The organism is Bacillus sp. K2I17, assembly GCF_002209985.1.
Taxonomy (GTDB): Bacteria; Bacillota; Bacilli; order Bacillales; family Bacillaceae_G; genus Bacillus_A; species Bacillus_A wiedmannii.
Window position 1 is genome coordinate 120,575 of the sequence record NZ_NJGF01000003.1, and the last position, 12,859, is coordinate 133,433.

Annotated in this window: 13 protein-coding genes and 2 other annotated features; of the genes, 2 read left to right on the forward strand and 11 right to left on the reverse strand. The window is 37.1% G+C overall.

Annotated elements, in window-relative coordinates; genetic code table 11:
- Positions 1-3: 3 nt before the first annotated feature.
- The 9 genes from CER22_RS05775 to trpE form a co-directional block, all read right to left on the reverse strand.
- Positions 4-1,503, reverse strand: coding sequence for an L-lactate permease (locus CER22_RS05775; protein WP_088062518.1), 1,500 nt, complete (start codon positions 1,501-1,503; stop codon positions 4-6).
- A gap of 116 nt (positions 1,504-1,619) precedes the next feature.
- A complete protein-coding gene (locus CER22_RS05780) occupies positions 1,620-1,979 on the reverse strand; it encodes a DUF4029 domain-containing protein (protein ID WP_087984759.1) in 360 nt (119 codons plus the stop codon).
- Positions 1,980-2,053: 74 nt separating this feature from the next.
- The gene (trpA, locus tag CER22_RS05785; RefSeq protein WP_048545100.1) at positions 2,054-2,830 is read right to left on the reverse strand and encodes a tryptophan synthase subunit alpha; all 777 of its coding nucleotides are present in this window, start codon (positions 2,828-2,830) and stop codon (positions 2,054-2,056) included.
- Positions 2,831-2,833: 3 nt separating this feature from the next.
- Positions 2,834-4,027, reverse strand: a complete 1,194-nt coding sequence (trpB, locus tag CER22_RS05790) for a tryptophan synthase subunit beta (RefSeq protein ID WP_088062516.1) — start codon at positions 4,025-4,027, stop codon at positions 2,834-2,836.
- Positions 4,024-4,638 (reverse strand): phosphoribosylanthranilate isomerase, encoded by a 615-nt coding sequence (locus CER22_RS05795; protein ID WP_088062514.1) that lies wholly within the window; start codon positions 4,636-4,638, stop codon positions 4,024-4,026. Before CER22_RS05795 ends, trpB begins: the two co-directional genes overlap by 4 nt.
- Positions 4,635-5,396, reverse strand: coding sequence for an indole-3-glycerol phosphate synthase TrpC (trpC, locus tag CER22_RS05800; RefSeq protein WP_088608362.1), 762 nt, complete (start codon positions 5,394-5,396; stop codon positions 4,635-4,637). Before trpC ends, CER22_RS05795 begins: the two co-directional genes overlap by 4 nt.
- Before the next feature lies 1 nt (position 5,397).
- Complete coding sequence (gene trpD, locus CER22_RS05805) at positions 5,398-6,423, reverse strand: anthranilate phosphoribosyltransferase (protein WP_088062510.1); 1,026 nt, start codon at positions 6,421-6,423, stop codon at positions 5,398-5,400.
- Positions 6,420-7,007: an aminodeoxychorismate/anthranilate synthase component II gene (locus tag CER22_RS05810; protein WP_000636313.1), complete on the reverse strand. Its 588-nt coding sequence runs from the start codon at positions 7,005-7,007 to the stop codon at positions 6,420-6,422. Before CER22_RS05810 ends, trpD begins: the two co-directional genes overlap by 4 nt.
- A complete protein-coding gene (trpE, locus tag CER22_RS05815; protein WP_141542785.1) occupies positions 7,004-8,422 on the reverse strand; it encodes an anthranilate synthase component I in 1,419 nt (472 codons plus the stop codon). The genes CER22_RS05810 and trpE overlap by 4 nt, the downstream gene beginning before the upstream one ends.
- A 52-nt stretch (positions 8,423-8,474) precedes the next feature.
- Positions 8,475-8,719, reverse strand: a binding site (T-box leader).
- Between the two features lie 42 nt (positions 8,720-8,761).
- Positions 8,762-8,999 (reverse strand) — a binding site (T-box leader).
- A gap of 306 nt (positions 9,000-9,305) precedes the next feature.
- Between trpE and putP the strand changes: the two genes are divergently transcribed.
- Together putP and CER22_RS05830 are read left to right on the forward strand one after the other, a co-directional pair.
- The gene (putP, locus tag CER22_RS05825) at positions 9,306-10,784 is read left to right on the forward strand and encodes a sodium/proline symporter PutP (protein ID WP_087984752.1); all 1,479 of its coding nucleotides are present in this window, start codon (positions 9,306-9,308) and stop codon (positions 10,782-10,784) included.
- A 163-nt stretch (positions 10,785-10,947) separates the two neighbouring features.
- Complete coding sequence (locus CER22_RS05830) at positions 10,948-11,346, forward strand: Ig-like domain-containing protein (RefSeq protein ID WP_046958298.1); 399 nt, start codon at positions 10,948-10,950, stop codon at positions 11,344-11,346.
- Between the two features lie 24 nt (positions 11,347-11,370).
- Here CER22_RS05830 and CER22_RS05835 read toward each other — a convergent pair whose 3' ends face one another.
- Together CER22_RS05835 and CER22_RS05840 are read right to left on the reverse strand one after the other, a co-directional pair.
- Complete coding sequence (locus CER22_RS05835; protein ID WP_088608363.1) at positions 11,371-11,766, reverse strand: PH domain-containing protein; 396 nt, start codon at positions 11,764-11,766, stop codon at positions 11,371-11,373.
- 75 nt (positions 11,767-11,841) lie between these two features.
- Positions 11,842-12,753, reverse strand: coding sequence for a DMT family transporter (locus CER22_RS05840; protein WP_088062505.1), 912 nt, complete (start codon positions 12,751-12,753; stop codon positions 11,842-11,844).
- Positions 12,754-12,859 lie beyond the last annotated feature (106 nt).

Below are 12,859 nucleotides of genomic sequence, written 5' to 3' on the forward strand. Positions count from 1 at the left end.
TTCTTATTTTCTCAACAGATACCAAAAAATAACCTCTACCACTACAAGCAACACCGCACCAAAAATCATTAACGTCGTCTTCTTTAATAGTTCATTTTCACGATACGGTATATTACATAAATAAGCACCTAACGTAATCCGTGACGGGCAAGCGATTGTCGCTACTGATGATGCGGTGTTTTGCAGTGTTGTAACGTATTGCCAAGGGAGTGCTACGTTTTGCGCAGTTTGCATTTGTAGTTTTATGAACATCGCATTTGATCCTGCGTTACTACCTGTTAAAAAGCCACCGATTCCGCCGATAAACGGAGCAACGAAAACGAAAAATGTTCCAAATGTTTCACCAGCTGTTTTTGCCAGTAATGAATGCATGCCAGATGCACCCATTAGTTCTGAAATGGTGATAAACATTGTCGTTGTAATCGCAAAAGGAATCCATTGTTTTATCGTTTGCGAGAGTGATTGTTTAATAATATGAGATGGAATGCGGAAGAAAATAATAGTAAATAAGCAAGTCATACCGAGCCAAAATCCTGGTGAATATAGTAGCTCCAGTTTATAAGAGTATGATTTTAAATCAAGGACTGCATATGATCTGAATACATCATGTAATGCTGGTACGAGGCGAGAAAGTAAAATACAAACTGTTAGGAATATATAAGGGCTAATAATTTTTATAATAGATACTTCTCTCTCCGTTGCCGCAGCATGTTCTGTCATTAAATTTTGTTCATTTTTCCCTTTTAATTTAATGATAAGAAAGCCAAATGCAATTGTAACGATGGAACTTAATATACCTGCTAGTTCAACACTTACGTATGCGTTAGAAAGATAGATTCCGAGAGAAAATAATAGAAAGAAACCGAATCCTTCTTTCCACTTTTCAATAACAGCCTGCCAACCACCAACAACGTGTAAAGAAAGGATGACGAAATAAGCAAACATCGGAATGCTTAGTAGTGCCGTATTTGTGCCAAGTGTTGTAAGCGGCATATTTATAAGCTGCGAACCGATAATCGTACCAGTTGCCATTGCGCCCCATGAACTAGCTAGTAAACCAATAAATGAAAGTAGTACAGCTTGAAACGGTTTATAGCCTAATGATAGAAAGATAGGTGCTGCAACCATGAAGCCAATTCCGAATCCACTTACTGATTCGATTAGCGGACAAATACCAAAACACATAAGGAGCATTTGTAATAAACGATCGTGCGTCACTTCTTCTAGAAAACGTGCTACTTGATCGATGTACCCCATTTTGTTCATGAGGTGAAATAAAAAAATACCGAAAAACAACACGTACCCGACAATAAAACAAATTAACCAACCTTTAATCGTTGCGTGCACAGTTTCACTTATCCCTAGTTGAAACGTTGGCGAGAGTAAAACGATTCCAACAGACACAACGTAAGCAATTAAAGAGGACCTTAATGACGTTTGTTTAAATAAAAATAAACAAATGAAAATCATCATAATTGGGATAAGTGCCAACAATACGGCCATGTTATCATCTCTTTTCATTAAAAATACAATTTTTAACTATTATATAACAGATATCATAATTTTCAATTGTTTTTACTACAGATTCAAAAAAGGAGCCATTTAGCTCCTTTTTTGAATCACTCCCATTTTCTTTTATCCTGAAAAACGCTCTGCTGTCCAACTATTTTGTCTAATACAACAAACACAATATAAGCACATATTACTTGCAATACAACATTTCCAAATTTCATTAATTCAAATGAATGGATCCAGCGAAATAATTCGTTTAATAATACAATCGAAACGATACTAAATAGTTCTATACTAATCGAAAATATACATATTTCTAAAATAGATTGCTCTTGAATGCGATTTAAGTTGGAAAAGATGAATACATATCCTAAAAATAGAGCCATCACCTCTATTTTCGTCATGCTAATGAGCCAAGCGTATAATGGTACAGTTAGAAGAAGATATAGTAGTTTCCGTCTTAGCATGCTTTCTCACCCTCTAAGTTATATGTATTTTCTGTATATTTTAACATTTATTACGTAAAACAAAAAGAAGAGACTTATGCCTCTTCTTTTTGTTTTGTTGCCTGTATTAATTCACATATTTCTTCTCGTTTTTCATTTTCTAACAGCTCGATAACTTTACTTCCAACGACTACTCCATCACATATTGTAATCATTTCTTCTACATGTTCCTTCGTTGAAATACCGAACCCTGCCACTACCGGTAAATGTGTATGTGATTTTACTTTTTCTAAGTAACTATGAATCTCACCTTTAAAGTTTTGACGTACTCCTGTTACGCCCGCTACTGTAACAGCGTAAACGAACCCTTCTGATTCACTCGTAATTTTTTCAATTCGCTCAATTGGGCTCGTTACTGTAACGAGTGGAATTAGCGCAATGTTTGCCTCTCGAAGTAACGGGGCAATAATATTTTGTTCTTCATACGGTAAATCCGGAACGATCATACCGTCTACACCTGCTTCTATACAGTTTTCGATGAATCGTTCTTTTCCGAATGCGAGTACTGGATTTAAATATGTCATGAGTACAAACGGAATTTGTACTTTTTTCCTTACCTCTATTAATGCTTGAAAAATGCCTTTTAATGTTACACCGCTATCTAGCGCTCGTTTCCCTGCTCTTTGAATCGTTGGACCGTCTGCGACTGGATCTGAAAACGGAATACCGATTTCAACGATACTTGCTCCTGCTTCGTCTAGAAAACAAATTCTTTCTTTTAATTTTTCAAGGCCACCATCTCCGCCCATTACGTACGGAATAAATGCTTTCTTACCATTTTCAAACGCTGCTTTAATTTTTTCTACTCCCATTTTTTACACCTCTTCCATATAACGTTTTATACTCTCTACATCTTTATCCCCGCGGCCAGATAAACAAATGACAAGCCCTTCGTCTTTCTTCATTTGCGGCGCTAATTTTAATGCGTATGCGACAGCATGTGAGCTTTCTAACGCCGGAATAATCCCTTCTTTTTTCGTTAATAATTGAAATGCTTCTAACGCTTCTTCGTCTGTTATTGAATTATAAGAAACGCGTCCAATATCTTTTAGCAAGCTATGTTCTGGCCCAACACCTGGATAATCGAGTCCCGCTGAAATAGAATGTGCTTCTTGAATTTGTCCTTCTTCATTTTGCAGAAGGTACATCATCGATCCGTGTAAAACACCAACGCTTCCTTTCGTTAAAGTAGCTGCGTGCTTTTCTGTATGAACACCTTTCCCAGCTGCTTCTACGCCGTAAAGAGCGACTTCTTCATCGTGTACGAACGGATAAAACATGCCCATCGCATTACTACCACCACCAATACATGCAACGACTGCCTCTGGTAATTTCCCTTCTAACGCTTCATATTGTTTTTTCGTTTCTTTCCCAATTACACTTTGGAAATCACGAACAATTTGCGGGAATGGATGTGGTCCAAGAACGGATCCCATAATGTAGTGTGTATCGTGTACATGTGAAACCCAGTAGCGAAGCGCCTCGTTTACCGCATCTTTTAATGTGCCGCTACCTGCCGCTACGCTTTCTACTTTCGCTCCGAGTAATTCCATTCGGAACACATTTAATTTTTGACGTCTCACATCTTCTTCTCCCATAAAGATGACGCATTCTAATCCGAGTAGGGCACATACAGTAGCTGTTGCAACTCCGTGTTGTCCTGCTCCTGTTTCAGCGACAACTTTTTTCTTGCCCATTCGTACTGCAAGTAGTGCCTGACCGATTGTATTGTTAATTTTATGAGCTCCTGTATGGTTCAAATCTTCACGTTTTAAATAAATCTTTGCACCGCCGCAATACTTCGTCATATTTTCAGCGAAATAAAGCGGTGTTTCTCTTCCGACGTACGTTTTTAAATAATGATTTAATTCCTTTTGAAACCCTTCATCTTGCATTGCTTCTTTATATGTTTCTTCTAGTTCTAATACAGATTGCATTAACGTTTCTGGAACGTATCGTCCTCCGTATATACCGTAGTGACCTTTTTCATCTGGATATGCGTAATTCATTTGGAACACTCCTTCGCTTTTATAATAAATTGTTTTATTTTCTCTACATCTTTCTTTCCTTCTGTCTCCACTCCGCTACTTACATCGACCATGTATGGCTGAATAGTTCGAATCGCTTCTTCTATATTAAGAGCGTTTAACCCACCAGCTAATATCGTTTTCTCTCGCAATTTTTTTGACATATGTGCGAGTAACTCCCATGAAAATTTCTTTCCATTTCCCCCGTGAAACTTTTCTTTCGGACTATCAAACAATATATAATCCGTTTCATATGTTTGAGCATTTTTCATATCACTCTCTGAAGTTACCCCAAGTGATTTTATAGACGGAATATTCAATCTTCTGATTTGATGATTGTCTTCATCTCCATGTAGTTGCACATGTGTTAACCCGCAATCATCTGCAATTTTCTCGATTACTTCTACTGATTCATTTACGAAAACACCAACCTTTAACACGTTTGTTGGAAGCTCCTGAATGATTTCTTTCGCTAGCACTGGAGTGATTTTCCGCTTACTTTCTGCAAAAACAAATCCGAGTGCATCAGCTCCGTATTCGCAAGCACGTTTTGCCGTTTCAACATCAGTGATACCGCAAATTTTCACTTTCATATGTTCACCTTACAATATTCAAAAAAGGTATGAATAGAAGATGATGTCATAAGTGCTTCTCCAACTAATACACCTTTCGCTCCAGCTTTTTTAACACGGATAATATCTTCCTTTGAATGAATCCCACTTTCACTAACCCAAAGTAATTTCTCCTCGTTTAATCGTTTTCCAAGCTTTTCTGTTTGGCTTAAATCGACTTCGAATGTTTTTAAATTACGGTTGTTAATACCGATAACGTGCGGATTTAATTGAATTGCAATTTCTAATTCCTGCTCATCATGAACTTCAACAATTGCCTCTAATCCTTTTTCTAGTACGTAGCTGTACAGCTCTTTTAATTTTTCTTTCGTTAACGCCGCTACAATTAATAAAATAATATCTGCTCCAGCTTCATACGCCCTATCAATTTGAATCTTATCAATTATGAAATCTTTACATAAAAGCGGAATGTTACTTTCTGCTCTTGCCGTTTGTAAATCGTGAAACGACCCTTTAAAAAATTGACCGTCTGTTAAAACAGATACTGCTCCTGCGCCGCATTCTTCATATATTTTCACTTGTTTTCGTACATCAACGTGTAAATTAATATCTCCTTTTGATGGTGATGCTCGCTTTACTTCTGCAATGACAGTAAACTGCTGTAATGCTTCTACAAGTGAAAGTGTCTTTCTACTTTCTTTTAATGGCGTATACGTTTCATATAATGCCGCAACTTCCTTTTTCTTTTGGTCTACAATTTTATCTAAAATCGTCCCCACGTTAATTCACCCTTTCTAATTTTTCATTACTTGCTGCAATTAATAAGTTTAGTTTGGCTAATGCTTTTCCAGAGTCAATGCTATATGCCGCTAGTGTAATTCCTTCTTCAATCGTTTCTGCTTTTCCATTTGCAAAAAGGGCTAGACCTGCATTTAATAAAACTGTATCGCGGTAAACATTCTTTTCTCCGCTTAATACTCCGAGCGTAATCTTTGCATTTTCTTTCGAATCCCCGCCTCTAATCTCTTCGTTTTTCACTATTGAGAAACCATATTTCTTAGGTTCAATACTCGTTTCTACTATTTCATTATCTTTCAAAATGACAACATAATTCTCTCCTTGTAATGATGCTTCATCTAAAAATCCACTTCCGTTTACGACAAGCGCTTGTTTTCTGCCTAGTTTCTGTAATACTTGCGCAACTGGTAGTAACATATCTCGTTTATAAATGCCGACAAATTGTGTTTCTAAATTTACCGGATTTGTTAAAGGACCAATTAAGTTAAAAATCGTCGGCACATTCAATTCTTTTCTTATTTTCATAATGCGTCTTAATGCTGGATGCATCGCTGGTGCAAATAAAAATGCGATGCCGACATGCTCTAATAAATGATCAATTTCGTTTGGCGTACTGCTAATATTTACACCGAGTTCTTCTAATAAATCTGCACTTCCTGTTTTACTAGAAACAGCTCGATTACCATGTTTTGCAACCTTTACGCCAGCTCCTGCCAGTACAAATGCCGATGTTGTACTAATATTAAACGTTTGGGCACCGTCACCACCCGTCCCACAATTGTCCATCGCTCCTTGTATATGGTTCGAAAACGGTAATGCCTTTTCACGAAGAGCTCGAACAAGGCCGTATATTTCTTCTGCTGTTTCACCTTTCGCTTTCAGTAATACTAAGAAAGCTGCAATTTCACTCTCCAATATGTTTTCATTTAATAAAAGAAGCCCTGCTCTATACATCTCCTCTTCTGTTAAATGTTGTCCCTCCACTAATTTACGAAGATAGTTATTCATACTCTTTCCTCCTCCTTCACTTCTGTTAAAAAGGCACGTATTAACTTTCCACCTTCTTCTGTCGCGATTGATTCCGGATGAAACTGTAATCCGAATAGCGGATAATAATTGTGACGAACTGCCATAATTTCTCCATCGTCCATCGCTGTCGCTAGTATGTCAAAACACTCTGGCAAGCTCGTTTGCGCTGCAACAAGGGAATGGTAGCGCATCGCCGTTAATGGCTGTGTTACATATGAAAAGATTGAAGTTCCATTATGTTTTACACGTGATGTTTTACCGTGTTTAATGCGTCCTGCTCTTACAATGTCTCCTCCAAATGCTGATATAATTGCTTGATGACCAAGGCAAATACCTAATATGGGAACGTTCTTATAAAAATGACGAATCACTTCGATACAAATGCCAGCATCCTCTGGTTTTCCTGGTCCTGGTGATAGCACAATTCCTGTTGGATTCATCCCTTCTAACTGTTCTATCGTTATTTGATCATTTCTTACGACAACAATTTCTTCCTCGCATTCACCTAACAGTTGATACAAGTTATATGTGAATGAATCGTAATTATCAATTAGTACAATCATTTCATTACCTCCAATAGTGCTCTCGCTTTATTTAACGTTTCTTCATATTCAGCTACTGGGTCTGAATCATAAACAATTCCCGCTCCTGCCTGAACGTATGCTTTTTCATCCTTTACGACCATTGTTCGAATGGCGAGCGCCATATCAAGATTCCCTGAAAAACTAACGTATCCAACTGCACCTGCGTATACATTTCTTTTTTCATTCTCTAGCTCATTTATAATTTCCATCGCTCTAATTTTCGGAGCTCCCGACACTGTTCCTGCTGGTAGGCAATACGCTAATGCATCAAATCCACTCATTCTTTTTCGCAATATTCCGTAAACTTCAGATACAATGTGCATAACGTGAGAGTATTTTTCTACTTTCATATATTTATCTATCGTCACGGATCCAATTTCACTTACTCTGCCAATATCATTTCGCCCAAGATCTACAAGCATCATATGCTCCGCTCGTTCTTTCTCATTTTCTAACAGTTCTTTTTCAATTTCCGCATCTTGCTCCTTCGTTTTCCCTCTCGGCCTCGTACCCGCAATTGGATTCGTCATCACCTTATCTTCTCTAACTGATAACAAGCTTTCCGGCGAAGAACCGAGTACAACATAATCTTGAAAATCGATATAGAACATATATGGTGACGGATTGGCAATTCGAAGTTTTCGGTATAACGCGAATGGATCCCCAATACATTCACTTTGCAAACGCTGTGACAGTACGACTTGGAATATGTCCCCGGCTCTTATATGTTCTTTCGCCGTTTCTACCATCGCGCAAAATTCTTTTTCTGTTATAGAAGAAGTGAATGATAATGTTGATTTTATTTCAGTTACTTCCGCTTCTTCTCCCCTCAGCACTTCCTCTTTGTATACTTGCAATCTTTCATATACTTCTTCATAATCTGCTGAATCATCTTCCCTGCATACATATACAAATGATAATTTTTGACGTAAATGGTCATACACGATAAACTCACGATATAGTAAAAGGTGTACTTCTGGAATATTTAGTGGATCGTGTAAATCTGCTCCAATGTTTTCATATTGCCGAATGACGTCATAGCCAATATAACCAACTGCTCCTCCGCAAAATGGGAATGGACTGTCTACTTGAGCTGACGCGATTTCTTCTTCTAACACTTGTAGTACGTTACCTTGCAACTCTTCTGCCCGGCCGTAAATCGTTCGTTCTACTTCCGTACCAACACTTTTCACTTCACCATATGGATTACATCCTAAGTAAGAATAGCGTCCTTTATCTTGATGAAGCTGCGAACTTTCTAATAAAAACTTTTTCTTTCCCTTCATACGTCTATATAAAGAAATTGGCGTAATGCTATCTCCTTCTTCTTCAGCGATTACTAAAAATGCTCTTCCCTGTTCTTTTTGCTTCATAAATTCCTCTTTTGTCATCATGCCTTTCACCTCAATCTGAAAAATAAAAAAGTCCCCTACATATCGAAAATATGTAGAGGACGATAAATTTACCGTGGTACCACCTCATGTTGGACGCAAAAGCATCCCGCTTTATTCAGGTACAAAATATATACCTTATCCTTGTAACGGCGGAACCCGGGTTGCCTACTGAAAATAATTGTTCAGCATACCTCTCGTAAGCCCATTCCGTATATGGCACCGCACCGGGCTCCCACCTATCCCCGGTTCTCTGTAACGTCTCCAATATACGTACTCTTCTTACTTCAACGATTTCATTTATTTAATTTTTTGTACACAAAAAGGGAGTACTCATCCTATAGAAAGGACGGGTACTCCCGTGGTGCCACCTTAATTCGTTACGAATGTAACGCACTTTACCGTATCAAAAACAATACGTGTCTCTTGTATCGATGAGATCATGTCGCCAAAGCCTACTTCTTTCGTTTCGGTTTGGAAGCTCCGAAGCCCATTCCACATCAATTCCATACTGATTCGCACCAACCATCAGCTCTCTGACATGTTCATCATGTGTACTCTTCTTCATCAACGCTTGCATTTTTTTAAGTTGCACTCATTATAGACCTTACTTTTTTCATAAGTCAATACTTTTTAAAAAATTTTATTTTTCTCTCCTTTCAATATTATATTGACAAAACAACCTCTTTTTATGTAAATATAATAAATACTCTATTAAAAATAAGGTTTTTTGTATAAATATTATATATTAAAAAAGTAAAATGATATCAAAAAACGCTTACATTTCTGAAAATTCATATTTCTGTATGGATTTTTCAGAATAATCATGATAGATTATAAATATGCATAACGCATCAAAAGACATGACAAAAGGAAGGGGAACTTCATGAGTACGCAGATGTTAACTTTAACTTCAATCTCTATTTACATGCTCGGGATGTTAGTCATTGGCTATTTCGCCTATAAACGAACGTCCAACTTAACAGATTATATGCTTGGCGGGCGTACACTAGGCCCCGCAGTAACAGCATTAAGTGCTGGAGCATCCGATATGAGTGGTTGGCTTTTAATGGGCTTACCCGGTGCAATGTTTAGCGTTGGATTGAGTAGTAGTTGGATTGCGATCGGCCTAACACTAGGCGCATACGCAAACTGGCTTTATGTCGCTCCTCGCTTACGTACCTACTCTGAAATTGCAAACAACTCTATTACTATCCCAGAATTTTTGGAACACCGCTTCCACGACAAATCTCACATGCTACGCTTAGTATCCGGACTTGTTATTATGATTTTCTTTACTTTTTATGTAGCTTCAGGATTAGTTTCAGGCGCTGTATTATTTGAAAATTCATTTGGTATGAACTACCACTTTGGGTTATTCATTGTTGCTGGCGTTGTTGTCGCTTACACATTATTTGGTGGTTTCTTAGCCGTAAGTTGGACAGACTTCGTACAAGGAATCATTATGGTAATTGCTCTTATTCTTGTTCCTATCGTAACAATTATGAATTCGAACGGACTTGGGCCTGCATTTGATACAATTCGTTCTGTAGATCCAACACGTCTAGATATTTTTAAAGGTGCCTCTACTTTAGGAATGATTTCCTTATTCGCATGGGGCCTTGGTTATGTTGGACAACCTCATATTATCGTACGCTTTATGGCGATTTCTTCTGTAAAAGAGATTAAAAGCGCACGAAGAATTGGTATGAGCTGGATGATTTTCTCTGTTGTTGGAGCTATGTTTACTGGTCTTATCGGTATCGCTTACTACTCACAACAAGAGTTAACATTATCTAATCCAGAAACAATTTTCCTTGAACTAGGAAAAATTTTATTCCACCCACTTATTACTGGATTTTTATTAGCAGCTATTTTAGCAGCTATTATGAGTACAATTTCATCTCAATTACTCGTTACTTCTAGTGCTATAACCGAAGACTTATATCGTACCTTCTTTAAACGCTCTGCTTCTGATAAAGAGCTTGTATTTGTCGGTCGTATGGCTGTACTTGTTATTGCATTAGTTGGGTGCGCATTAGCGTTTAAACAAAATGATACGATTTTAGCTCTTGTTGGATACGCTTGGGCTGGTTTCGGTTCTTCATTCGGACCTGCTATTTTATTAAGCTTATATTGGAAACGTATGACGAAGTGGGGCGCACTTGCTGGTATGATTTCTGGTGCCGCTACTGTTATTATATGGACTCAATTCGAATTCTTAAAAGATTTCTTATATGAAATGATTCCAGGTTTCGCTATTAGTTTACTAGCCATCGTAATTGTTAGTTTACTAACACAACCTTCAAAAGAAGTTGAAGAGCAATTTGAGAATTTCGAAAAACAACATAGTCATAATCTATAAAGGAAAAGCTCTGCTGTTATCGTATCAGCAGAGCTTTCTTTTTATGAAAGTTCCACAATCTTCTACTCGAATTTAACAATTTCTTTATGTTTCGTTAAATTAAACATAACACTAGTCCTTTATAGTAGTACTATCAGCACTTATACAGGAAGGGGACTCCAACATGTTAGCAGCTTTCCAGCAACAACAAACACGAAAATTTTCACCTATTACAAATACTTCTGCGTCTCGTTTGAACATACAACCTAATCCACCTAAAATTTCAATCGCTCCTTCTGTTATTTCAGTCATTGGTGTTCATATGGAAAAAAATAAGTTGAAAGTAAGAACTGGACAAAGCACTGAGTTATCAGCCTCCGTTTTACCAGTGCAAGCAACGAATAAAGAACTTATTTGGACAAATATGAATGCTGATGTTATCACAATGTATCCAAAAGGTGATACGGTAACGATTACTGGAAAAAGTGCCGGAAGAGCAGTCGTAATTGTCACAACTACTGAAGGAAAGTTCCGTGACCTATGTATTATTCATGTACAACCTTATATGACAAATCCAAAGTAAAAGAGTGGCTTCCTAGCCACTCTTTTACTTGATTTCAATGTGTGAATTTTTACTTGTAACAAGGTTGATGAATTGGTCTTTATCTTTAGGAGAAATAACTTCTGTTTTATGTGCGCCGTAAACAATTTCAAGTCGATCCAATGACAATGCATGAGCAGCTATTGGATTTTTCGTATTTGAAATTTGTTTTATATCTCGTATAAATATGCTTTTTTTAACGAGACCTGATCTAATTGTAATTGTTTCTTCTCCGACGATGTATTTTGTCGAAAACCAACTCCACATAAATAATATTGCTAACGGAATTGTAAAAAATAAAAGAAAATACTCTTTTCCTGCAAATAGAGGAGCAAAACACGCTCCAATGACAACGAAAAAAATCGGATATAACCATATATCTTTTTTTGATGGAAATTCCATTAAACTTCCCTTCCTCCCCTATATTTCTGTAAAACAAAAAGAGAAGTATCACAACTTCTCTTTTCTCCTCTAACATTATAATTCCTGTGTATACGCCGGCTCATTTACTACATTTTTTGCTGTTCGTTTTTGTTGCTGTAGTAAGAAAACAGATACACCAAACAATACGAGCATGCTACCGATAATTTGCATGGCATTTAGTCTTTCACCGAGTAAGAAGAACGCTAATATAGATGCTCCAACTGGTTCACCTAAAATACTCATTGAAATTGTTGTTGCATTTACGTAGTTTAATAACCAATTATTAATGACGTGTGACACTGTCGGCACGACCGCAAGTAAAAGAAAAACGGTCCAATCCCACTTCGTATAACCTGTAAAAGGCACTTGCAATACTATATTATAAATCCCCATAAAAATACCTGCGAATGCAAAGACTGTAAAGCTGTAAATCCAATGTGATACTTTCTTTACCGTCGTTTGTCCGATAAATAAATAACCGACAACTGCTATTACACTTAAAAAGGATAATATATCTCCATAAATTGCTTGTTCACTTAATCCTAAATCTCCCCACCCAATACACATTACGCCTAGTATCGCTATTCCCATTGTCGCAATGGCTGAGTATGTTGTTCTTTCTTTAAATAAGAAAAAACCTCCAACTAAAGATACGATTGGTTGAAGTGCTAAAATAATCGTCGAACTAGCAACTGTCGTATGCTTTAAAGATTCAAACCACAAAAGAAAATGAAGCGCTAAAAAGAAACCAGATCCAATTAAAAATCCCCAATCTTTTATTTGAATCTTACTAAACTCTTCCTTTTTTTTCCAAACGATAGGCAGCATAATAAGTACGATAATCCATAATCGATACATACTTAATATTGAAGATGGTGCTGAGGACATCTTTACAAAAACTGCTGCGAATGAAATGGCTATAATGGAAATTGCTAATGGTAGTGCGATTGATCTTTCTTGTTTCAAATTCCGTCTCCCCTCTCACCTGTCAAAAATCCCACTTCATTATATCCGTTTTCTTTTATAACTTAAATACTAATTTTTTAGATTCTTCGTACCATTATGGTAAAAT